Genomic DNA, 21170 nt, shown 5'->3' on the forward strand with positions numbered 1-21170 from the left:
CTGGTGAGTTTTAGTGACCGGCAGCGTCGTTGGTGATGCGCGGCAGGGTTTCGAACTGGTGGAACGGCGGCGGGGACGGAAGAGTCCATTCCAGCGTCGTTGCGCCTTCGCCCCACGGATTGGCCGGAGCCGGACGCTTCTTGCGGGCAGCTTCAAACAGCACGTAGAGGAACAGCAGCAGACCGGCGAAGGTGATGTAGTAGCCGATCGAGGACACACGGTTCCACATCGCGTACGCATCGGGATAATCGATGTAGCGGCGCGGCATGCCGGCGAGGCCGAGGAAGTGCTGCGGGAAGAAGATGACGTTCACGCCAACGAAGGTGATCCAGAAGTGGGCGTTGGCCAGCTTCTCATTGTACATGATGCCGAACATCTTGGGGTACCAGTAGTACCAGGCGGCGAAGATCGCGAACACGGCGCCGAGCGACAGCACGTAGTGGAAGTGCGCCACCACATAATAGGTATCGTGGAGCGCGCGGTCGGCACCGGCATTGGCCAGCACCACACCCGTGACACCGCCAACGGTGAACAGGAAGATGAAGCCGATGGCCCAGAGCATGGGCGTGCGGAAGGAGATGGAGCCGCCCCACATGGTGGCGATCCACGAGAAGATCTTCACGCCGGTCGGCACCGCGATGACCATGGTGGCGGCCACGAAGTAGCGCTGCACGTCGAGCGACATGCCGACAGTGTACATGTGGTGAGCCCACACGATGAAGCCGACGGCGCCAATGGCGATCATGGCGTAGACCATCGCGAGGTATCCGAAAACCGGCTTCTTCGAGAAGGTCGAGACGATGTGGCTGACGATGCCGAAGCCGGGCAGGATCAGGATGTACACTTCAGGGTGACCGAAGAACCAGAACAGGTGCTGGAACAGGATCGGATCGCCGCCGCCTTCAGGTGCAAAGAAGGTGGTGCCGAAGTTACGGTCGGTCAGCAGCATGGTGATGCCACCAGCGAGAACTGGAAGCGACAGCAGCAGCAGGAACGCCGTAACCAGCACCGACCACGGGAAGAGCGGCATCTTGTGCAGCGTCATGCCCGGGGCGCGCATGTTGAAGATGGTGGTGATGAAATTGATGGCGCCAAGGATCGAGCTCGCACCGGCAAGGTGGAGCGAGAGAATGGCGAAATCCATGGCCGGGCCCGGCTGGCCGGTCGTCGAGAGTGGCGGGTAGATGGTCCAGCCGCCGCCGGTTCCCATGGCGCCTGAGGGGCCCTCGAAGAACATCGACATGATGAGCAGCAGGAAGGCGGGGATCAGCAGCCAGAACGAGATGTTGTTCATGCGCGGGAACGCCATGTCGGGCGCGCCGATCATCAGCGGCACGAACCAGTTGCCGAAGCCGCCGATCATGGCAGGCATCACCATGAAGAAGATCATGATGAGCGCGTGGGCCGTGGTGAACACGTTGTACATGTGCTTGCCGGCATCGAGCGCAGCGTCGCCGTTGACGCCGTAGACCATGGCCGCAAGGCCGTGGAAAATCTGAATGCCCGGCTCCTGCAATTCGAGACGCATGGCGCCTGAAAGAAGACCGCCAATCACACCCGCGCAGATTGCGAAGATGAGGTACATCGTGCCGATGTCCTTGTGATTGGTCGAATAGACATACCGCCGCCAGCCCGTCGGGTGGCCATGATCGTGCGCTTCGGCATGCGCATGACCCTCATGGGCTTCCAGTGCGTGAATGTCGGCCATTGCAGCGTTCCCTTTTGATTCCTAGCGTCGCGCGATTGGCCGGGCGTTGCCGCCCGGGCGCGGTCCTTAGCTGATTGCAGGCAGAGTGGCGTTGGCGTCGTCGAGCGTGCCGGCCTTGAACGCATCCATCCACTTGGTGAATTCGTCCTGGGTCACAACACGGATCGCGATCGGCATGAACGCGTGGTCCTTGCCGCACAGTTCCGAGCACTGGCCATAATAGAGGCCGGTCTTGCGGGCGTTGAACCAGGTTTCGTTGAGCTTGCCCGGCACTGCATCGATCTTGATGCCAAACGACGGCATGGCGAACGCATGGATCACACCCGACGGATCGGCGGTGACCTGGACGCGGACGGTAGTATCAACCGGAACGACGAGTTCGTTGTCGACGGCTAGCAGGCGCGGCTGGTTCGGCTTTTTGGCCAGACGGTCGGCGTCGCTCATAATGTTGGACGATAGCGTCTTGCCGGCGTCAACGTATTCATAGTCCCAGTACCACTGCTGGCCGGTCGCCTTGATGGTGAGACCAACAGCGGGAACTTCGACTTCGCCGAACGAGAAGATGTTTGAGCCCAGATACTTGCGCTGCCCATCAGGCATCGTCAGCTGGTCGGTGAGCACAGAGAAGGACGGGATGGCGATGACTACGAGGATCAGGATCGGGACAACGGTCCAGACCACTTCGATCAGAGTGTTGTGCGTCGTCTTGGACGGCTTGGGGTTCGCCTTGGCATTGAAGCGCACCATCACGACGATGAGCAGCACCAGAATGAGGACGGCGATGCCCACAGCCACGATCAGCAACGGGCCATCATGGAAAGCACGGATCGAGTCCATCAGCGGCGTCACCGACTGCTGAAGGTCGATCTGGCCGGGCGCGGCATGGCCCAGAACTTCCTGGCCAGCTTCCTGAGCCGAGCTTGCTGCGGGAAGCAGCAGTGCAGCGGCGGGGGCCAGGGCGCCCATCGAACGGAGTAGTTTGCCGGTCACCTAATAACCCCCTTGAGATCCCGTCTGGTCCGGTTTTGCGACGCGGGGTTGAGGCTATTCTGCGGCATAGACAACGCCGCCCCGACTCAACCTCGGAGCGCTGAAACTTAGAAAGTGTCTAAACCACATCGGCTTCGCCAAGGCAATTCACCGTTCCATTCCGATGATGCGTCAAAACGCGCTTTCGTGCTGGATTTTTCTTGCCTCACGCCCGCCTTTTTTGTTGCGCCTGTATCGCGCCGCCCAAGCGAAGGGCGCCGGGACTGCCAGGCGGTCGTGTTGACAAGCCCCAGGGGGTCACCGACACAGGGGACGGCCCGGTTGCGGCCGCTCGATTCTTTAGAAGTGGATCGGCTCTTGAAGCTGAATAGCCTGCACCAAGTGGTTGCTCTTGTTATCGTCCTTCTCGCCGGCCTTGTGGCCAGCCCCGCGCTGGCGCAGGGCGTAGTAAAGGCCCAATATGGCGACTGGCAGATGAGCTGCGATACGCCACCCGGTGCGAGCTTTGAGCAGTGTGCGCTGATCCAGAACGTTTCGGCGGAAGACCAGGCCAATGTCGGGCTGTCGGTGATCGTGCTGAAGACCGCCGACCAGCAGGCAAAGCTGCTGCGTGTGCTGGCGCCGCTGGGTGTGCTGCTGCCAAACGGGCTTGGCCTCAATATCGACGGCAAGGATATCGGGCGCGTCGCCTTCGTGCGCTGCCTGCCGAATGGCTGTGTTGCAGAGGTGGTGCTTGACGATCAGCTGATCGCCAAGCTCTCATCGGGCAAGAGCGCCATTTTCGTGGTATTCAAGACCCCTGAAGAGGGGATCGGCATTCCTGTGTCGCTGACGGGCTTTGGCGACGGGTTCAAGCAGCTGCCCTGATAAAGGACGAAGTCGGCTGCCATGCCACGCAAACCGATACAGATGCGGCTGACCGAGGCGCATGTGGAGAGGATGCGGCGTGATATTGCCGAACCGGATTCCTGGCCGGGTGTTGAAGTGTCGAGCGATGCCGACTTCGCCCAGTTTGTCCATGACATCCTTGCCGGCAGCGACGGTTCCGGTCAGGTCTGGGTCTTTGCCTATGGTTCACTGATCTGGAAGCCGGCATGCGAGTTCGTCGAGGTTCGCACCGGGTTGCTGCATGGCTGGCACCGCGCCTTCTGCCTCGGATGGACAACAAGGTTTCGAGCGACCGACGAGAATCCCGGCCTGATGCTGGCGCTCGATCGCGGCGGCAGGTGCAAGGGCGCTCTCTACCGGCTGCCGCCTGACAAGGTCGAAGCATCCCTCGACCTGCTGGTCCGGCGCGAGATGGGGCTGAAGCCCTCACCGTTCCCGCCGCGCTGGGTGAATGTCGAGAGCGAAAGGGGGCCAGTGCGCGCCGTGACCTTTTGCATCGATCGGAACAGCGGGCGCTACGTGAGCGGGCTGGACGAGGGCCAGATAGCCGATGTGCTGGCGCGGGCCGTGGGCTCGCGTGGCTCGATGGCGGAGTACCTGTTCCACACCGTGCAGCACCTTGAACTGATGGGCATCCACGATCCGCACCTGTGGCGGCTGCAGGAGATGGTGGCCGACCGGATCGATGCCCAGGCGTGAAGTGCCCCGGACACAAAAAAGCCGGGCTGGTCGTCGGCAGGACGGCCTGGCCCGGCAGTTTATCAGGAAACAGGCCAGTGGGTGGACCGGCCGAGATGGCACAATCAGGAATTGAGCCATGGGGGAGCGAGCGGCGAAGCCGCCCGCAAACTGCGACTACTGGTTGAGCCAGTGACGGGCGCTCTGCGCACGCTTCTGCGCCAGCCGAAGGCCGGGCCGCTGGCTGGGGGCATCGAGCGCCTCGAACAGGTCGGCACGGTTGATACCGAGGTCGGCGAGCAGATTCGTGTCGTAGTCGAGAAGCGACTCGAGGGCGATGCGCTGGTGACGTGCTTTACGCACGCCCGCGAACCAGTTTACCAATGCGCTGAACAGGTTAGTCGGCGCGGCCGCAATCGCAGGCCGCTCGCTGGATAGCAAGTGAGCCATAGTCGTTCTCCGATGTATCTGGTGCTCCCGGAGGGGTACCGGGGGCGTTGACGATGATCGTCGATCACCGATGTTAAGTGATCTAGATGCTTGCCTTTCATTCGTCCAACAAATAGATTTCATCCAGATCATCAAAATTCGTGATGCGAGAAAACGATGTCAGCGCCCCTCGATCTCGACCAGTTGCAGAGCTTTTGCGCCATTGCCGATTGCGGCAGCTTCACTGAGGCGGCGCGCCGGGTGAACAAGACGCAGTCGGCGGTATCGATGCAGATCAAGCGGTTGGAAGAGCGGCTGGGTCAGGACCTCCTGTCGCGTGATGGCCGGACGGTGACACTGACTGAGCACGGCGAGTCGCTTTATTCGCGGGCGCGGCGGATGCTGCGGATCAACGCAGAGATCATTGACGTGTTTTCGGATGGCGACCTCAAGGGCTCGATCCGCTTCGGCGTTCCGGACGACTATGCGGTGCGTCTGTTGCCGGTGATCCTCTCAAGCTTCCAGCGCACCCACCCCAAGATCGTGGTCGACGTCCGCTGCCAGCCGTCCGAGGAACTGCTCGATGGCATGAAGAAGGGCAAGTACGACCTGATCGTCTTCACCCAGGGCACGAACCACGAATATGGCGAGCTGTTCCGCACCGAGCGGATGTTCTGGGTGGCGTCGCATGGCGGGCAGGCGCTGGCGACCGAGCCGCTGCCGATCGCTGGCGGGCTCCATTGCTGCTGGAAGGACAATGCCGTCGAGGTGCTGAACCGGATCGGCCGCGACTATCGCGTGGCCTATACCTCGTCGAACGCCATGGCGATCGCGAGCGCGGTGCTGACTGATCTCGCGGTGGGCTTCTTGCCCGAGAGCGCGCTGCAGCCCGGGATGCGGGTGATTGCGGAAGACCGGGACCTGCCGCGCCTGCGCGACGCCGAAATCGCCATCATGCGTGCCAGCCACGCCTATGGCGGCATCTACGATGCGCTCGCCAACCACATCGTCGCCTCGATGGGCAATCTAGACGGCAAGGACAGCATGCCGGTTGCAGCAGAGTAATCCCTACTCCGCCTCGTACCTTATCTTAGCGAGTTCGGTGTCCATGGCCGACTGACCGGCGGCGACAGCCCTTTCAAAGGCAAGGGCCTGGTTGAGACGGGCTGCTACCGAGGTCGCAGTTGGGTCGAGGTGCTGCCGAAGTGTCCCGGCATGGGCCATGTTGACGTGGGCACTGATCTCGAGGAACTCGAGGATGCCAAGGATCTGCTCCGGCGTGAACCGCGCCATGAGGCGCGGCGCGCTTTCGGCATAGTGGCCAAAGATGTGCCGGGTGATCGAGCGCATCTCCTCGGTGGTCTCGATCCAGACCTTCCGACGATCATGAGTATCGCGGATGCGGCGGGCGTAGCCTGCGGCCTCCAGCCGGTCGATTACGGTGGTCACGGCTCCGGTCGTGAGCCCGCTCTGGGTGGCAAGCTGGCCGGCACTTACCCTCCCCGCGCGATCGATGATGTCGAGGCAGCGCCCATCCGTTCGATTAACTCCCAGAAAGAGCGCGAGGGTTTCATCAAAGATGTCGTTGGCGACCTGACTGGAGCGCACCGCCAGCCCGAAACGCCGAGACAGGGCCTCAGTTGAGTTTTGTCTTGACTCTTTGATATCTTGATTCATAAGATACTTTTACATTAAATTATATGCCGTTGCAAGATTTCTAGCATGGATTCGACAGAGGCGCAGGATGGCAGCAACCGCGATCAAGCAGAAATCGCCGCATCCGGGAGACCATCGCGAGGAGCAGACCATGCCATCGCGCGCGTTTTCGCATCCGTTCCAGCCGCTGCGGCGTACCAGCACGGCAGCATCGACCAAACCCGCAACCACAGAGGCGCATGTGCAGGGATTTCCAATCATTGAGGCCAGCGGCCTCAAGCGAACGTTTAAGGCGCGGGGCGCCAAGGGCGAGCTGATCGAGGCCGTGCGCGGCATCGACCTGGTGGTCCGGGAGGGTGAAATTGTCGGATTTCTTGGCCCCAACGGCGCTGGCAAGACGACGACGCTCAAGATGCTCTGCACATTGCTGGAGCCGACCGGCGGGACCGCGCGTGTCGTCGGCGCGGATCTCAGGGCCGATCCAGTGGGGGTGCGGCGGCTGATCGGCTACGTCAGCCAAGCCGGCTCGACCTCCCCCGAGGCCAGGGCCGGCGAAGAGATCATGTCGCAGGCCGAGCTCTATGGCATTGACCGCGCCACAGCAAAGATGCGTGGCGAGGAGTTGCTGGCGGCGCTTGATCTCGGCGATGTCTGGGATCGGCCCTGCGGCAAGCTCTCGGGTGGCCAGCGGCGGCGGCTCGATATCGTGATGGGACTGATCCACCAGCCCAAGCTGGTCTTCCTCGACGAACCCTCGACCGGGCTCGACCCACAAAGCCGCGCCAACCTCTGGACCCACATCCGCAAGCTGCGCGATGAGTTGGGAACCACGGTGTTTCTGACCACCCACTACATGGATGAGGCGGATTCGCTCAGTGACCGGATCCTCATCATCGACAATGGCACGATTGTCGCCGAGGGCACCCCGGCCGAACTCAAGAAGCGCGTCTCGGGTGATGCGATCACGCTCACGCTGCGCAATGAAGCAGACGCGTCGCGCTCCGCCGCGATCTCGGCAACGCTCGCGGGAGCAGACATGCCGGTGACCGAGGCGAACGTGGTGCGGCTGCATGTCACCGATGGCGGTTCGGCGCTGCCGGTGCTGCTCAAGGGCCTCCTGGACGCGGGGATCGAAGCGATCGGGGTCGAAGTCAACCGCCCAACCCTTGATGACGTTTTCCTGACGCTGACCGGCCGGTCGCTGCGGGATTGATGGAGACCATGATGAGCTTTGTTCGCGATACGATTGTCATTTTCTCCCGCTCCATGCGGCTCTCACTCAGGCAGCCGCTCTGGGTGCTGATCGGGCTGCTGCAGCCGATACTCTACCTCACCCTGTTTGGCCCGCTGCTACAGACCGTGGCGGCGAACTCGGGTTTTGAGGGCGATGCGTGGCAGGTGTTCGTGCCCGGGCTGCTCGTCCAGCTTGGGATCTTCGGCGGCCTGTTTGTTGGGTTCGGGATCATTGCCGAATGGCGCTCGGGCGTGGTTGAGCGGCAACTGGTCACCCCGGCGAGCCGCGCTGCGATCATCAGCGGCCGTACTCTGCGGGATATGGTGGTGATCGTGGTTCAGGCGATCGTCCTGATGGGGGCCTCATACCTGATGGGGCTCAGGGTGCCGCTGGGAGCTGTGCTGCTGGCGCTGGTGCTGATCGGTCTTCTGGGCGCAGCGTTCTCGTTCATTTCGAACGCCATCGGCACTGCCACCAAGAGCGAGGACGCGCTGGCCCCGATGGTCAATACGCTAGCGCTGCCGATCCTGCTGCTGTCTGGCATCCTGTTGCCGATGACTCTTGCACCCCGATGGTTGCAGATCGTCTCTGACTTCAATCCGTTCAAGCACATTGTTGAAGCGCTGCGTGCCGTGTTCCGGGGCGAGTTCGTCACCCCGATTGTCGGCATCGGGCTGGTGCTGGCGCTGATTCTGGTGGTGCTGGGCGCCTGGCTTGGGAGCCGGGTGCTGGCCGCGCAGACCAAATGATACCCAGAGGGGGCATTCGTGCCCCTTCCCGACCTTTGGGCCAGAGGCCTACATCTCTGCTTCGTCAAAAATACGCGTCAGATCGCCGGCCCATTCGTCGTGGTACTTGTCGAGCCAGCGCTCGGCGGGAGTCTTGCCGAGGTTGAGAGTTTCCTCGAACGGGGCCAGATAGATGGTCTCGTCTTGACCGTTGTGGAACTGAGCGCGGCGGCGGAGGCCGTCGCCTGCGATATCGACCACCAAGCGGGCGATATCGGCGATGGTGCCGTGGCGGAACGGGGTGTGGATGGCAGTGCGCGCCACATGGTTGCGCAACGCCTCCCGCTCGTCGTTGGTCCAGTCCGAGACCAGATCCCAGGCGCAATCCAACGCTTCGCTATCGTAGAACAGGCCCGTCCAGATGGCTGCGAGCGCCAGAACCTGGTTGCGATCGCCCATGTCGGCGCCGCGCATTTCGAGAAACTGCTTCAGCCGCACTTCGGGGAAGAGGGTCGAGAGATGGTTCTCCCAATCCTTGAGGGTCGGCTTTTCGCCGGGCAACTGCGGGAGCTTGCCATCGAGGAAAGCCCGGAAATCCTCGCCAGCAACATTGATATACTCGTGGTTGCGGATGACGAAGTACATCGGCACCGTCAGCGCATAGTCGGCATATTGCTCGAACCCGAAGCCTTCATCGAAAGCGAAGGGGAGCATGCCGGTACGGGCGCGATCGGTGTTGAGCCAGATATGCGAGCGGAAGCTTAGATACTCGGACGGCTTGCCATCAACGAACGGCGAATTGGCGCAAAGCGCGGTGACGATTGGCTGCAGCGCTACCGAGACGCGGAGCTTTTTGACCATGTCGGCTTCGTCGGAAAAGTCGAGGTTGGCCTGCACCGTGGCGGAGCGATACATCATCGAGGTGCCGAGCGTGCCGACCTTGTTCATATACGGCGTCATGATACCGTAGCGGGACTTGGGCATGGCGGGGATGCCTGCAACTGGCCAGATCGGAGTGACGCCCAACCCGAGGAAGTGGATGTTCAGCGGCCCGCCGATAGCCCGACAATCCTCGAGGTGGGAATCGAGTTCGGCGGCAGCAGCGTGGATATCGGGTTGTGGCGCGCCGGAGAGTTCGAACTGCCCACCGGGCTCGAGCGAAATCCCGCCCACTGCCTCGAGGTTGCGGAGGCCGATCGGGTTGCCCTTGTCGTAGAACGGATGCCAGCCGGTGCGATTTTCGACACCCGCGAGCAGCGCATGGATACCGTCTGTGCCCTCATAAGGAACCGGGCGGATCGGGCCTTTGCGATAGACGTGCTTTTCGTGCTCGGTGCCGACGCGCCACTCGCTTTTGGGTTTTCCGCCAGAAGACATCACCCCGATCAGATCGGCACGAGACTCGATGCGCGGGGAGGATTCTTCGTCTGACATACAAACTCTCTTGGGCGTTGGTACCACCGGACTGACGCCGGTTTGGCGGCGGACAATAGCCGCCGGCGGCGACAAAGCAAGCTCTATCGCCAATCACCGATGATCGACTGAACAACCGTCAGGGCCGCCACCGCTGCCGTGTCGGCGCGCAGAATCCGGGGGCCCAGGCTGATCGGAACAACAAAGCCCTGCGCCAGCAGATGGTTGCGCTCATCGTCTGAAAAGCCGCCTTCGGGCCCAACCAGAATGCCGATCGGCAAGCCATCGAGATCGCGCAATTGTCGCAGCGGCGAATGCGTTGGCGCAGATTCATCGCAGAATACCAGCCGGCGAAGCCCTTGCGTTTGTTGCCAGTGAGCGAGGAGTTCGGTGAGGCCGACTTCCGCCCGGATCTCGGGTACCGACAGCACCTCGCACTGTTCGGCCGCCTCGATGACGTTGGCGACGAGCTTGTCGGCCTTCAGCTTTTGTACTTGAGTGTAGCGGGTGATGACGGGCTGGATCACCCCTGCCCCCATCTCCGTCGCCTTCTGCACGAGGTAGTCGAGCCGTCCGGTCTTCAACGGGGCAAAGCCGAACCACAGATCGGATTTGGGTGTCTGGTGCTGGGTCTGGACCACTATTTCCAGCACTGCGCCCTTGCGGTGTGCATCGGCGATGCGGGCCATCCAGGCGCCGTCGCGACCGTTGAACACCACCAGGGCTTCACCGGCCTTCATGCGCATCACCGTCAGCACGTAATTGGTCTGCTCGCGGCCCAGTTCAACCGACGCTCCGGCTGACAGCGGTGCGTCGATAAACAATCTCGACAGGGTTTTGTGCGATCTGGGCATCGTGCTAGGCGTGAACTCTAATGAGCGGCTGGAATGCCGACATTACCGCACAGGACTTTCAGCATGCCAAGCCAAAAGCTCGATGATGGCCGGGTCGCCGATGCGCGGCGTGACAACTGGCTGGACCGCTATGCGCCGGAGTGGCTCAAGCCCTACGGAAGGCTGGCCCGGTGGGACCGGCCGATCCCCCTATTGCTGCTGTTCTGGCCTTGCGGATTCGGGCTGGGGCTCGCAACGCTCGCCGATCCGGCCCGCGGGTTTGATCTCTGGGCGCTGGTACTGTTTCTGATCGGCTCGGTGGCGATGCGTGGGGCGGGCTGCACGTTCAACGACATCGTTGATACCGACATCGATATGAAAGTTGCGCGCACCCGCTCGCGGCCAATCCCTTCGGGTCAGGTCAGCAAGCGGCAGGCGGCGCAATTTCTGATCGCGCAAATGCTGGTCGGATTGGCGGTGCTGCTGCAGTTCAACGGCCCTACCATCCTATTGGGCGTCGCATCGCTGGTGCTGGTCGCGATCTATCCGTTCATGAAGCGGGTGACCTGGTGGCCGCAACTCTTCCTCGGACTCGCCTTCAACTGGGGCGCGCTGATTGGCTGGTCCTCCCAAACCGGCAGTGTCGCGATACCAGCAATCCTCCTCTATGCCGGAGGGATCCTGTGGACGATCGGCTACGACACGATCTACGCGCTGCAGGACGTAGAAGACGACGCGCTGATCGGGGTGCGTTCGACGGCGCGGTTGTTCGGGCGACGCACACGCCTGCTGGTGGGATTGTTCTATGCTGCGACGCTGGTGCTATGGGGAATGGCGGGGCAACAGGTGGGCGCAGGATGGCCGTTTTACGCGGGCCTCGTTCCCGTTGCCGCGCTGCTCCTATGGCAGATCGTGACGCTGCATCCCAAGGATGCGGGGAGTGCGCTGGTCCGGTTCAGAGCCAACCATTGGGTCGGACTGCTGTTGACGCTGGCGATGTTGGCGGATTGGGCGCTCTAAACAGTTCGGGGCCGATCCTTTTGGATCAGCCCCGTCTGCAGCGCTTTGGAGGTCGCTTTATTGACCGGCAGGTCAAACGTGCATGGGATCGTTGCCGGCTTTCACAGGTATTAACGGGCGTTAACCGGAAATGGTTGCAGCCCGTTTCAAAATCATGAGGCCGAGCTTTCGCCGGGCTTGCGGCGGTTGAGAAAGTGCGGGCGGCGATTGGCTTCCGCGGCGGTGCGGCGGCGGTCGGTGTTGGTGCCGAGAGCGACGCCATCGACCTGCTGCGAATAGGGGAGAAGGCTGCCGTCGCCGGCTTTGATGAACAGCGGCAGGCGGAGCTTCTTGCCCCAGTTCTGCCATTCGGCGACGATGCTGCCGTTTCCGACTTCTTCGAAGACGCGGTAATTCAGTTCCGGATCGCCGTGCACCAGTTCGATGGCGCTCGACAGCACGCCGTCTTCGGTGATGGAGGTCGAGACCGCGACGCCGACGAATTCGGTGACCGGCACCTTGATCTTGATGGCGACGCCGCTCTTTTCAAGCGTGCGGCGGACGGTGACGGTCTTGACCGGATCCCTGGGGCCATTGTCGTTGGCGGGGCCAAAGTGACGGGCGCTGGTGAAATTGCTGCGCTGCGGGCGGCCGTCTGCGAACAGCATGACGACTGACGACCCTTCGATCTGAACGTTACGGTGCATAAAACGCCTCACTGTCAACTTTCGAGAGCTTATTGTTTTGCTGCCCTCTTTGATGAACCCAATCTACCCGCTCCCATTGCCGGGCCGCTTAAGAAACGGGGTTAAGTTTAGGTTGTTTTGGAAAGGGTTAGCGGTCTGTCACCGGGTGTAAGGCAGTATTAATCGCTTCTGATCGGAACCTTTTAACGAGTGTGGCGAGGGTGCCCGAAGCCTCGGCAAATGGGCTTGTTACGGGCGGACGATGCGCCTAGAACCCGTCGCAATTGCATTGCCGGAACCCCAATGGCCGCACCTGAACTCCCCACAGCAGCAGAAGATTGCGAGCTGCTGCGCTCGTCGGCGGTGACGGCCGGGATCATCGCGTCGGGCTATTTCCGTCGCGATGTGAAGAACTGGACCAAGGAGAATGCCTCGCCGGTGAGCGAAGCAGACATTGTTCTCGACCAGTTTCTCCACGCGGCTCTGACCACGGCACGCCCTAGCTACGGCTGGCTCAGCGAGGAATCGGTCGATACCCCGGAACGCCTGGGACGCAAGCGTTGCTTTGTCGTCGATCCCATCGACGGCACACGCGGTTTTATTCGCGGCGAAGATAGCTGGACGGTTTCACTGGCGGTCGTTGAAGACGGGATACCGATTTGCGGCGTGGTCTATGCGCCCGCGCGTGATGAGATGTATGACGCCGTGCTGGGCGCCGGCGCACGCTGCAATGGCAAGCCGCTGGTGCGGGTGGAAGCTTCGGGGTTTCGGGCGCCGCTGATCCCTGCTCCGGGTGCCGTGCACCAGGAACTGCAGGCAGCAGGTCTCGAGTATACGCGGGGCCCGGCCTACCCCTCGCTCGCCTATCGGCTGGTGCAGGTGGCGACCGGCAAGCTCGATGCTGCGGTGACGCGGCGCGGTGCGCTCGACTGGGATATCGCCGGCGCGGCCTGCATCCTTGGGGAGGCGGGGATTCTAATTGAGGATGTGTGCATAGGTGCATTGCGCTTCAATCGCCCGGAAATCCGGCATGGAGCGCTTGCGGCTTTTGCACAGCCTTCGCTAAAAGCGCCCCTGCACGCGGCGCTGGTGAAGGTCTATGGTTGCCCGCAGCCGCAGGAACTCGAGCTGGAGCGTCAGAACCCGTGAGCAAAGACAAGAAGATCCCCGTCAAGAAGCAGCTTTTGCACCTCGTGGTGGGTGGCGAGGTCGAGGCCGGTGAAGAGATCGTCTTCAAGGACCTCAATGCCGTCGAGCTGGTCGGGCTTTATCCTAACTATGCGACTGCCCATGCTGCATGGAAGCACAAGGCGCAGATGACGGTGGACAATGCCGAGATGCGCTATTTCGTGGTTCACCTGCACCGGCTGCTGAACCCCGAAGACGACGAGTAAGCCACAGCTAGACTGTGATTGGCTGTGCGATGTCTGGCTAAAGACGGGCGCGCAGGGCGGCAGCGATTTCGTTCAAGCGCTTTTCTGCTGCTAACGAGGCGGTGGCGAAGCGATTGATCATTGCGTCGCGCCCGGCTGGGTCATCGAGCAGCTTGGCGACGGCTGCGGGCAGGTCGGCGGCGGAGGCGAGATGCGTTCCGGCGGCAAGCTCGGCCAGTGTCGCTTCGAGGACGCGCTGGCGTTCGACATGCGGGCCGTAGACGCTGGCGGCGCCCTGCTGCAGGGGCTCGGCGAGATCGTGCCCGCCGATAGGTGCGAACGTGCCGCACACCACGCCGATGGTGGAGCGGGCGTAGACTTGGGAGAGCATGCCCATCTGGTTCAGCCAGACCAATGGCCCGGAGCCCGCCATGTCCTTTGCATCGGTGATGATGGCAAGTGCAGGCCCGAGCGCGGTGCGCAGGTCATCTTCGGGAATCCGGCCGGGATAGCGTGGGACCAGGGCGATCTGGACATCAAGGAGCTGGCGGGCCAGTTCGGCGATGGCCGAAGCGAGGGCGGGCAGTTCGGCGCGATGGACGTTGCCGAAGGTGATGAGCGGGGGGCCCGTGCGCTGACCTGGCGGGCGGACGGGTGAGGCGAGTTTCAGGTTGCCGCTGATTTCCAGCCGATCGCGGCCGACTCCGAGTGCGATGCACCTTTCGAGCGTTGCTGCGTCCTGGGCGTAGATGCGGTCGGCGCGCATCAACGTCAGGCGGCACAGTGCTGGAAAGCGGGTGTGGCGGGCGAAAGAGCGCTCTGAGACCGTGGCGTTGACGACCACTACCGGCACGCCCGCATCGGCGGCTGCCGCCAGTTGCGCGGGCCAATATTCTGATTCCACCAGCACCAGCAGGTTTGGGCGGACGGTGGCGAAGACCCGCTGCTGGGCAGCGGGGGTATCGAGCGGCATGATGAAGCTGGCGGCGTCGCCGGCGATGGCGCGGATGCGGGCGTGGCCGGCATAGGTGGTGGCGGAGAGGACGACCGACAGGCCTGGGTCCTGGCGGAGCAGTTCGCTGCGGAGGAGTTCAGCGACTTTGGTCTCGCCGGCGGACACCGCGTGAATCCAGATGCGGCGACCTGCTGCTGGTCCCGGCAGCACCGGGTTGCGGCGCTTGTTCAGCCAGGCCGTGCCACCCTCATCGCTCTGCGAGAAGCGCGACAGCACCGCATAATGAAGGAACGACAAGGCCTCGACCAGCCAGCCATAGGCTCTCCAGCGAAAGGTCGGGCGCTCGGCCAAGTGCAGCTCCATCCGGCAGGGAGCCGGCTCGGCTGTGCTAGCCGTTCGTGGCGTCTAACTCAACCTTCTGGCCGGTCGGCTTGCGAGCCTTGCGGGAATGCTGCTAAGCCACAGGCTGTTTCAGCCAAGGGCCCATCCGTGCGCTATCCGATCGCCATCGATGCCAAGCTGCAGCAGCGCGCGCTGGACGAAGCGCGGGCGGTGATTGGCTTGGAGGCCAAGGGACTCGAGGCCCTCGCAGCGACGCTCGACGGTGCCTTCGTGGCACTGGTCGAGTTGATCCAGAAGGCGCCGGGACGGCTGATCCTGACGGGTGTGGGGAAGAGCGCGCATATTGCGCGGAAGGCCGCAGCGACCCTCGCATCCACTGGAACTCCGGCCCAATTCGTTCATGGCGGCGATGCCAGCCATGGCGATCTCGGGATGATCACTACATCGGACGTGGTGCTGATGTTTTCGAAATCGGGCGGCACGAGCGAGCTCGAAGACCTCGCCAATTACTGCGTGCGGTTTGATATTCCGCTGGCGCTGGTGACGCAGAACCCCGCCTCGCGGCTCGGCCGCGCCGCCAATATCATCGTGCGCCTGCCCGAGGCGGCGGAGGCCTGCGAGATCACGTCGGCGCCCACCACATCAACCGCGATGATGAGCGCGCTGGGTGATGCGCTGGCGGTGGTTCTGCTGCGCAATCGCGGTTTCAAGGCCGAGGATTTTCATGTCTTTCACCCCGGCGGGACGCTGGGCAGCGCGTTGCTGACTGTTGCAGAGACCATGCATTCGGGCGAGCGGCTGCCGCTGGTGATGCCCGGCGCGAGCGTTGCCGATGCAATCCTCGAAATGACCTCCAAGGGGTTTGGCTGCACCGGGGTGGTGGCGCCCGATGGTGCTCTGCTGGGGGTCATCACCGATGGCGACCTGCGCCGGCATATGGCGGATGGCATGCTGCGCCAGACGGCCGGCGAGATCATGACCACTCGCCCCAAGACCATCGAAGCGAGTGCGCTCTTGAGCGAGGCACTGCGCCGGATGACGGCCGAGACGCCGAAAGTGACCGCGATCTTTGCGATGAATGGCGAGCAGCCAGTGGGGATCGTGCACCTGCATGATTGCCTGCGCGTGGGCCTCGTCTGAGGCGTGGCCGACCTGATTGTCATTCCGGCGCGCTATGGCTCGACTCGCTTGCCGGGGAAGCCGCTGCTGCCGATTGCCGGTCGGCTGCTGCTGGAGCGGGTGGCGGCGATTGCCATCGATGCGGCGCGGCAACTGGGCGATGCGGACGTCGTCGTCGCCACCGATGATGAACGGATCAGCACGGCTGCGAAAGGCCTAGGCCTCGAAGCACTGATGACTTCGCCGGACATCACTTCAGGATCCGGACGGGCATTGGCCGCGATGCGAGCGACGGGCCGGACACCCGAGCTGGTGGTGAACCTGCAGGGCGATGCGCCCTTTACGGCGGCGGCCCACATTGTCGAGATCGTGCGGCATGCGCGGCAGAGCAGCGCCGATGTGACGACGCCGGTGGTTCAGCTCGACTGGGCGCGGCTCGACGCGATGCGCCAGCACAAGCTCAAGACGCCAGCGAGCGGCACGACATGCATCCGCGACGCATCGGGACGTGCGGTGTGGTTTTCCAAGGACGTGCTGCCGTTCATGCGCAAGGAGGCGGCGTTGCGCGAGGCCGAGCCGCTGTCGCCGGTGCTGCAGCATGTGGGGCTCTATTGCTATCGCCGGGCGGCGCTGGAGGCTTTCGAAGCCGCCAGCCCTTCTTACTATGAAGTGCTGGAAGGGCTGGAACAGTTGCGCATCCTTGAGCTCGGCCTTCGGATCGACGCGGTCAAGGTGCCGTTCGCGAAGATCACCATGAGCGGGGTCGATAGCCCCGCGGACGCCGCACGCGCCGAGGCGCTGATCGCCGAGCATGGCGACCCGTTCATCGACTGGCGGCAATGACCCGGCTCTATATCATCCGGCACGGCAATACGTTTGAAGCGGGAGAAGCGCCGCGCCGGGTTGGGCGCCGCACGGACCTGCCGCTGACGGCGGCGGGCCTTACGCAGGCTGTGGCGCTTGGGCGGGGCTTTGCAGCCGATGGCCTGGTGTTCGGCATCTGCCAAGCGGGAAAGCTGCAGCGGACGCGGGTGACGGCGGAAACGATTCTTGCGACCATGGGTCTGCGGCTCGCGGTCGAGCCCTCGGAGTTGCTGACCGAAATCGATCACGGGCCGGACGAGGACCAGACCGAAGGGCGGGTCGAAGCACGAATCGGCAAAGAGGCGCTGGAGGCGTGGGATCGCCAGGCGATTGCGCCGCCGGACTGGACTGTTGACGCAGAGGCCCGGATTGCAGGCTGGCGCGAGTTTGCCGCGCAGCCCCTGCCCCAGGACGTTCTGCTGGTGACGAGCAATGGTGCGGCACGGTTTGCGTTGCTGGCCTTCGGCTTCGACATCGCCTCGCTGAAGCTCAGGACCGGTGCCTATGGCATCATCGAGGCTGGTTCGGAAGGTCAGTTCCGGCTAGTGGAATGGGACAAACGCCCGAACTGACGGCGCGACAGGACTTACGATGACCGACGTTACCCTCACCGCGCCCGACGGGCACCTGATCACCATCGGCACGCAGCAACCGCTGGCGTTCATCCTTGGCCCCTGCGTCATCGAAAGCCGCGACCACGCGCTGATGACGGCGACGCGGATCGCCGAGATCGGGGCGCGGCGCGGCGTGCCGGTGATTTACAAATCGAGCTTCGACAAGGCCAACCGGTCGAGCGGCCGGAGCTTTCGCGGCGCGGGGCTGGAAGAAGCGCTGCGCATCTTCGAGGATGTGAAGGCGGCGACGGGCCTGCCGGTGACGACCGACGTGCACGAAAAAGAGCAGTGCGCGATTGCGGCCGAGATGGTCGATATCCTTCAGATCCCGGCTTTCCTCAGCCGACAGACCGACCTGCTGCTGGCGGCGGCGGCGACGGGGCGGATCGTCAACGTTAAGAAAGGCCAGTTTCTCGCGCCCTGGGACATGGTCAATGTGGCCAACAAGCTCGATGCCGGTGGCGCCTCAGGCGTGTTGCTGACCGAGCGCGGCACGAGCTTTGGCTACAATACGCTGGTGGTCGACATGCGCGGGCTGCCGATCATGGCACAAACCGGCAAGCCGGTGATCTTCGATGCCACCCACTCGGTGCAGCAGCCGGGCGGCCGAGGCGAGACCTCAGGCGGGCAGCGCGAGTACGCGCCGGTGCTGGCGCGCGCGGCGGTAGCGGTGGGTGTGGCAGGCGTGTTCATCGAAGCCCACGAAGACCCCGACAACGCCCCCTCGGACGGCGCGAATATGATCCCGCTGGATCAGTTGGACGCGCTGGTGGCGGAGTTGATGGCATTCGACGCGCTGGCGAAGGGGAGGTAGGCCTGAGCGCCACCGGGACGGCTAGAGAGCGCACTATGCAGAACCAGGCCAGCCGTGGCGGGCAGCTCGATGTCTACTGTTATCGCTTTATCGCCAAGAAACGTCCCATTGTTGCCGCCGCCTTCGCCCCGACCGACCGGCTGCACTGGGTTGGGATGCTCCCGCCAACAGGCAAGGCTTATGCCGAGGCGCAATCGCGCGCCGAGGAGGCTCTGCTGACCGCCACGCGGAAGCCGCGCCTGCGCTGGCTATTCGAGGCGCGGCGGGCGCTGCTTGCGGCCCAGTACGACGCCACGCGCCAATTCTTCGAGAATCGCAGCGGGGCGGTCGCAGTCACCTGGAACGGGTTGGTCAGCGACCGGCGTATCTTCATGCTGGCGGCGCGGGACGCTGGTGCGAAAACGCTGTTCTTGGAGCGCGGCCCCTTCCCCCAGACCCTCACAGCGGACCCGGTTGGGGTCAATCACAACAATGGGCTGCCGCGCGACGGGGAGACTTTCCGCCAGTGGCTCAGCGCGAGGCCCGATGCATCGGGAGCGTGGCGCCCACTCGCCGATCGCCTGAAACAGCGACCGCCCCGGGTGACGCGCGAGAGCGACTTGAGCAAACTGCCGCCACTGGATGCGCCCTTCATCTTCGTCCCGCTGCAAAAGCAGAGCGACACACAATTGCGACTGTTCGGCATCGAATGCCGTGGCGTGGCCGAAACAATCGCCCTACTGGCTGCGGCTGCGCCGTCGCTGCCCAATGGCTGGCATATCCGGTTCAAGGAGCATCCCAGCGATACCAATCGCGCCGAAAGCGTGCTGCGCCGGTACGAGGGGCTGCCACTCTATGTCGACAACTCGACCGACACGTTTGCGCAGGTCCGCGCCGCGCGCCTCGTCGTGACGGTGAACTCATCGGTTGGGCTCGAAGCGATGCTTCTGGAAAAACTGGTGGTGGCAATGGGGTTGGCATTCTGGGCGATTCCGGGACTTGCAGAACCGGTGACAAGCGCGGAAGCGCTGCGAAGTGTCTTTGCGGCCCCCGACAGGATTGGGTTCGACCCGGAGTTACGGGACGCTTTTCTGTCGTACCTGGCGGCGGACTATTATATCGGAACCGAGACCAGCTCTGACGGACATTTCCACATTCCGGAGGCCGACTGGCAGCGAGTACGGCGGAGGGTTTTGGCAGGTCAGCTGGATCTGTCCGGCACTGCTTATGGGGGAACACGATGATCGCTGGCGGCGAGCGCACTCTCAATGTCGTATGCGTCAAGTGGGGTGACAAATACCCGGCCTACTACGTGAACCGGCTGTATTCCGGTGTCACACGGTATCTCGACAGGCCGTTTTCGTTCCACTGCTTTACCGACAATGGAGACGATATCGATCCCCGGGTGAGGCTGCACGACCTGCCTGTGGAGCCGTTCGAGAGTGAGTTGCAGGCAGCAATGCAGCGCAAGGGGCGGAAGGGTGCCTGGCGCAAGATCTCACTGTTCCGCCCCGGCCTCGGTGGGATGGAGGGGCAGATACTCGGCTTCGACCTTGACGTGGTCATCACCGGGAGGCTGGAGCCGCTGGTCGATGCTGCGCCCGACAAGGTCGCGATGCGTCATGAGTGGCGGTATGAGTGGAAGGGGCAGCCGGGTGGGCACGGTTCGGTATTCGTCTTCGACCCGGCCCTGCACCGCTATCTCTACAACGACTTTGCCGCCGATCCCGTCGGCTCGGTGGAGCGCAACAAGGGCAGCGAACAGTACTACACCTCAATGAGCGCGTTCCGGCGCGGACAGTTGCATTATCTGCCGGGATCGATGGTGTGTAGTTTCAAATACGATGCTGCCCGTATTCCACCACTTAACCTGATGATGGAACCGCGCCTGCCGCTCGACTGCCGGGTGATGTGCTTTCACGGCTCTCCGAAAATGGAAGAAGCTGTCGAAGGGTTTGAAGCCGGCTTGCTGCGCAGCACCAGACCCGCAAGTTGGCTGAAGCGGCACTGGCGAGTCTGATCGACTGCGGATCTTTCTGGTGCGAACGGCAGCAGGGAGCTCAGCGGTCTGCCGTGAAGGCCACCAGTTTTCGCCTGCGGGCGATTGAAGGTTGACGCAGGAGTTGGCGCAACCGCGGCAGGACCAAACTGCCCTCCAGACGAAAAACGTCGCTGATGAGGCGAGATCGGGACGTTCTGGGCTTCTTGTGGAGTGCGATGTCGCTCTTTGCAGCTCCATCCCTGGACAGGTCGGCGTGCAACCTGTCGAGTTGAAGAACCGGGCTGGGATCCGCTTGCAGGATTTTAGTGCGCCACAGATGTGGCCCTCCATGGCCGAACAGAAATCGATCAAGCGCCATTTGGTTGACGAGATGGTGACCCAGCGAACTGGCGGCCACGTCGCGCGACATCAAATAGGCGGCAGTGCCGTTGTGGGTCGAGCCCAACTCCCTAAGTGAGACATCGCCGATAATCGCTTCGCGCCGCCCGAGCGCAACCGGCTGGCGGCGCGTCTCTAGCCGAATGAGCCCGGCATTGAGCTTTTGCAAGTGTCCCGCCTCGAGAAACGGCAGCAACGCCACATCGAGGACCGCATCATCTTCGAGTACCAGAGCCTCACTCAGCCCTCGAGAGACAATTGCCGCCCAGACTTTCTGGTGGCTCAGTCCACAGGCCAGATCTCCCGCGGTCAAGCGCCACAGGTGCCCCGGCCTTGCGATGTGCGCGACCAGAGCGACCGGTACCTCCCCGCTTGTGATGGCAGGGACCCGTTCGGCGGAGATTCCGAGGCGGTCGAACTGCTGCTCCATGAAGACCCTGCGGTCGGGCCGCGAGTCGAGGTTGATGTAGAAGATTGGCAGCATCGGG

General features: G+C 63.0%; 23 protein-coding genes. 14 read left to right on the plus strand and 9 right to left on the minus strand.

Features of this window, described 5'->3' with window-relative positions; translation table 11 throughout:
• Window positions 1–10 precede the first annotated feature (10 nt).
• Window positions 11–1708 carry a cytochrome c oxidase subunit I gene (gene ctaD, locus ACO06J_RS10870; RefSeq protein ID WP_421760735.1) on the minus strand — a complete coding sequence of 566 codons (1698 nt, stop codon included), beginning with the start codon at window positions 1706–1708 and terminating at the stop codon, window positions 11–13.
• 66 nt (window positions 1709–1774) lie between these two features.
• A complete protein-coding gene (gene coxB / locus ACO06J_RS10875) occupies window positions 1775–2674 on the minus strand; it encodes a cytochrome c oxidase subunit II (RefSeq protein ID WP_421762489.1) in 900 nt (299 codons plus the stop codon).
• Window positions 2675–3061: 387 nt separating this feature from the next.
• Here coxB and ACO06J_RS10880 point away from each other — a divergent pair, with 387 nt between their 5' ends.
• Window positions 3062–3565, plus strand: coding sequence for an invasion associated locus B family protein (locus ACO06J_RS10880; protein WP_421762490.1), 504 nt, complete (start codon window positions 3062–3064; stop codon window positions 3563–3565).
• 21 nt (window positions 3566–3586) lie between these two features.
• Window positions 3587–4285 carry a gamma-glutamylcyclotransferase gene (locus tag ACO06J_RS10885; protein ID WP_421760736.1) on the plus strand — a complete coding sequence of 233 codons (699 nt, stop codon included), beginning with the start codon at window positions 3587–3589 and terminating at the stop codon, window positions 4283–4285.
• Window positions 4286–4441: 156 nt separating this feature from the next.
• Here ACO06J_RS10885 and ACO06J_RS10890 read toward each other — a convergent pair whose 3' ends face one another.
• Window positions 4442–4714: a hypothetical protein gene (locus ACO06J_RS10890; RefSeq protein ID WP_421760737.1), complete on the minus strand. Its 273-nt coding sequence runs from the start codon at window positions 4712–4714 to the stop codon at window positions 4442–4444.
• A gap of 156 nt (window positions 4715–4870) precedes the next feature.
• Between ACO06J_RS10890 and ACO06J_RS10895 the strand changes: the two genes are divergently transcribed.
• Window positions 4871–5758, plus strand: coding sequence for a LysR family transcriptional regulator (locus ACO06J_RS10895; RefSeq protein WP_421760738.1), 888 nt, complete (start codon window positions 4871–4873; stop codon window positions 5756–5758).
• A gap of 3 nt (window positions 5759–5761) precedes the next feature.
• On the opposite strand, the gene ACO06J_RS10900 is transcribed toward ACO06J_RS10895, so the two are convergent.
• The gene (locus ACO06J_RS10900; RefSeq protein ID WP_421760739.1) at window positions 5762–6301 is read right to left on the minus strand and encodes a MarR family transcriptional regulator; all 540 of its coding nucleotides are present in this window, start codon (window positions 6299–6301) and stop codon (window positions 5762–5764) included.
• Window positions 6302–6437: 136 nt separating this feature from the next.
• Between ACO06J_RS10900 and ACO06J_RS10905 the strand changes: the two genes are divergently transcribed.
• Both ACO06J_RS10905 and ACO06J_RS10910 read left to right on the plus strand, forming a co-directional pair.
• A complete protein-coding gene (locus tag ACO06J_RS10905) occupies window positions 6438–7562 on the plus strand; it encodes an ATP-binding cassette domain-containing protein (RefSeq protein WP_421760740.1) in 1125 nt (374 codons plus the stop codon).
• 11 nt (window positions 7563–7573) lie between these two features.
• Window positions 7574–8332, plus strand: coding sequence for an ABC transporter permease (locus ACO06J_RS10910; protein WP_421760741.1), 759 nt, complete (start codon window positions 7574–7576; stop codon window positions 8330–8332).
• A 48-nt stretch (window positions 8333–8380) separates the two neighbouring features.
• Here the strand turns inward: ACO06J_RS10910 and ACO06J_RS10915 are convergent, their stop codons facing one another.
• Both ACO06J_RS10915 and ACO06J_RS10920 read right to left on the minus strand, forming a co-directional pair.
• On the minus strand, window positions 8381–9745 hold the full coding sequence (locus ACO06J_RS10915; RefSeq protein ID WP_421760742.1) for a glutamate--cysteine ligase: 1365 nt from the start codon (window positions 9743–9745) through the stop codon (window positions 8381–8383).
• Window positions 9746–9828: 83 nt separating this feature from the next.
• Window positions 9829–10578 carry a 16S rRNA (uracil(1498)-N(3))-methyltransferase gene (locus tag ACO06J_RS10920; protein WP_421760743.1) on the minus strand — a complete coding sequence of 250 codons (750 nt, stop codon included), beginning with the start codon at window positions 10576–10578 and terminating at the stop codon, window positions 9829–9831.
• A 63-nt stretch (window positions 10579–10641) separates the two neighbouring features.
• On the opposite strand from ACO06J_RS10920, the gene ubiA reads away from it, so the two are divergent.
• Window positions 10642–11577, plus strand: a complete 936-nt coding sequence (gene ubiA / locus ACO06J_RS10925) for a 4-hydroxybenzoate octaprenyltransferase (protein WP_421760744.1) — start codon at window positions 10642–10644, stop codon at window positions 11575–11577.
• A gap of 152 nt (window positions 11578–11729) precedes the next feature.
• Here ubiA and ACO06J_RS10930 read toward each other — a convergent pair whose 3' ends face one another.
• The gene (locus ACO06J_RS10930; RefSeq protein ID WP_421760745.1) at window positions 11730–12263 is read right to left on the minus strand and encodes a DUF6101 family protein; all 534 of its coding nucleotides are present in this window, start codon (window positions 12261–12263) and stop codon (window positions 11730–11732) included.
• 282 nt (window positions 12264–12545) lie between these two features.
• Here ACO06J_RS10930 and ACO06J_RS10935 point away from each other — a divergent pair, with 282 nt between their 5' ends.
• Together ACO06J_RS10935 and ACO06J_RS10940 are read left to right on the plus strand one after the other, a co-directional pair.
• Entirely contained in the window at window positions 12546–13391 is an 846-nt protein-coding gene (locus tag ACO06J_RS10935; protein WP_421760746.1) for a 3'(2'),5'-bisphosphate nucleotidase CysQ, read from the plus strand.
• The gene (locus ACO06J_RS10940; RefSeq protein WP_421760747.1) at window positions 13388–13636 is read left to right on the plus strand and encodes a DUF4170 domain-containing protein; all 249 of its coding nucleotides are present in this window, start codon (window positions 13388–13390) and stop codon (window positions 13634–13636) included. The genes ACO06J_RS10935 and ACO06J_RS10940 overlap by 4 nt, the downstream gene beginning before the upstream one ends.
• 37 nt (window positions 13637–13673) lie before the next feature.
• On the opposite strand, the gene ACO06J_RS10945 is transcribed toward ACO06J_RS10940, so the two are convergent.
• On the minus strand, window positions 13674–14921 hold the full coding sequence (locus tag ACO06J_RS10945; RefSeq protein WP_421760748.1) for a 3-deoxy-D-manno-octulosonic acid transferase: 1248 nt from the start codon (window positions 14919–14921) through the stop codon (window positions 13674–13676).
• Window positions 14922–15059: 138 nt separating this feature from the next.
• On the opposite strand from ACO06J_RS10945, the gene ACO06J_RS10950 reads away from it, so the two are divergent.
• The 6 genes from ACO06J_RS10950 to ACO06J_RS10975 are packed head-to-tail and all read left to right on the plus strand — an operon-like array spanning window position 15060 to window position 20322.
• Window positions 15060–16052 carry a KpsF/GutQ family sugar-phosphate isomerase gene (locus ACO06J_RS10950; protein WP_421760749.1) on the plus strand — a complete coding sequence of 331 codons (993 nt, stop codon included), beginning with the start codon at window positions 15060–15062 and terminating at the stop codon, window positions 16050–16052.
• A 3-nt stretch (window positions 16053–16055) separates the two neighbouring features.
• A complete protein-coding gene (locus ACO06J_RS10955) occupies window positions 16056–16874 on the plus strand; it encodes a 3-deoxy-manno-octulosonate cytidylyltransferase (protein ID WP_421760750.1) in 819 nt (272 codons plus the stop codon).
• Complete coding sequence (locus tag ACO06J_RS10960; RefSeq protein ID WP_421760751.1) at window positions 16871–17467, plus strand: histidine phosphatase family protein; 597 nt, start codon at window positions 16871–16873, stop codon at window positions 17465–17467. Before ACO06J_RS10955 ends, ACO06J_RS10960 begins: the two co-directional genes overlap by 4 nt.
• A 19-nt stretch (window positions 17468–17486) precedes the next feature.
• A complete protein-coding gene (kdsA, locus tag ACO06J_RS10965) occupies window positions 17487–18323 on the plus strand; it encodes a 3-deoxy-8-phosphooctulonate synthase (RefSeq protein ID WP_421760752.1) in 837 nt (278 codons plus the stop codon).
• A gap of 35 nt (window positions 18324–18358) precedes the next feature.
• A complete protein-coding gene (locus ACO06J_RS10970; RefSeq protein WP_421760753.1) occupies window positions 18359–19546 on the plus strand; it encodes a hypothetical protein in 1188 nt (395 codons plus the stop codon).
• Window positions 19543–20322, plus strand: coding sequence for a hypothetical protein (locus ACO06J_RS10975; RefSeq protein WP_421760754.1), 780 nt, complete (start codon window positions 19543–19545; stop codon window positions 20320–20322). Before ACO06J_RS10970 ends, ACO06J_RS10975 begins: the two co-directional genes overlap by 4 nt.
• 40 nt (window positions 20323–20362) lie before the next feature.
• Here the strand turns inward: ACO06J_RS10975 and ACO06J_RS10980 are convergent, their stop codons facing one another.
• Window positions 20363–21166, minus strand: coding sequence for a glycosyltransferase family 25 protein (locus ACO06J_RS10980; protein WP_421760755.1), 804 nt, complete (start codon window positions 21164–21166; stop codon window positions 20363–20365).
• Between the last annotated feature and the right edge of the window lie 4 nt (window positions 21167–21170).

It is taken from the genome of Devosia sp. (assembly GCF_965229025.1).
In the GTDB taxonomy this organism is placed as follows: domain Bacteria; phylum Pseudomonadota; class Alphaproteobacteria; order Rhizobiales; family Devosiaceae; genus Devosia_A.

Coding starts and splice junctions, on each gene's coding strand:
- kdsA (WP_421760752.1), top strand. CDS start 17,487: ATGACCGACGTTACCCTCACCGCGCCCGACGGGCACCTGATCACCATC.
- ACO06J_RS10910 (WP_421760741.1), top strand. CDS start 7,574: ATGAGCTTTGTTCGCGATACGATTGTCATTTTCTCCCGCTCCATGCGG.
- ACO06J_RS10895 (WP_421760738.1), top strand. CDS start 4,871: ATGTCAGCGCCCCTCGATCTCGACCAGTTGCAGAGCTTTTGCGCCATT.
- ACO06J_RS10905 (WP_421760740.1), top strand. CDS start 6,438: ATGGCAGCAACCGCGATCAAGCAGAAATCGCCGCATCCGGGAGACCAT.
- ACO06J_RS10930 (WP_421760745.1), bottom strand. CDS start 12,263: ATGCACCGTAACGTTCAGATCGAAGGGTCGTCAGTCGTCATGCTGTTC.
- ACO06J_RS10975 (WP_421760754.1), top strand. CDS start 19,543: ATGATCGCTGGCGGCGAGCGCACTCTCAATGTCGTATGCGTCAAGTGG.
- ACO06J_RS10980 (WP_421760755.1), bottom strand. CDS start 21,166: ATGCTGCCAATCTTCTACATCAACCTCGACTCGCGGCCCGACCGCAGG.
- ACO06J_RS10935 (WP_421760746.1), top strand. CDS start 12,546: ATGGCCGCACCTGAACTCCCCACAGCAGCAGAAGATTGCGAGCTGCTG.
- ubiA (WP_421760744.1), top strand. CDS start 10,642: ATGCCAAGCCAAAAGCTCGATGATGGCCGGGTCGCCGATGCGCGGCGT.
- coxB (WP_421762489.1), bottom strand. CDS start 2,674: ATGGGCGCCCTGGCCCCCGCCGCTGCACTGCTGCTTCCCGCAGCAAGC.
- ACO06J_RS10960 (WP_421760751.1), top strand. CDS start 16,871: ATGACCCGGCTCTATATCATCCGGCACGGCAATACGTTTGAAGCGGGA.
- ACO06J_RS10890 (WP_421760737.1), bottom strand. CDS start 4,714: ATGGCTCACTTGCTATCCAGCGAGCGGCCTGCGATTGCGGCCGCGCCG.
- ACO06J_RS10915 (WP_421760742.1), bottom strand. CDS start 9,745: ATGTCAGACGAAGAATCCTCCCCGCGCATCGAGTCTCGTGCCGATCTG.
- ACO06J_RS10920 (WP_421760743.1), bottom strand. CDS start 10,578: ATGCCCAGATCGCACAAAACCCTGTCGAGATTGTTTATCGACGCACCG.
- ACO06J_RS10970 (WP_421760753.1), top strand. CDS start 18,359: ATGCAGAACCAGGCCAGCCGTGGCGGGCAGCTCGATGTCTACTGTTAT.
- ACO06J_RS10885 (WP_421760736.1), top strand. CDS start 3,587: ATGCCACGCAAACCGATACAGATGCGGCTGACCGAGGCGCATGTGGAG.
- ctaD (WP_421760735.1), bottom strand. CDS start 1,708: ATGGCCGACATTCACGCACTGGAAGCCCATGAGGGTCATGCGCATGCC.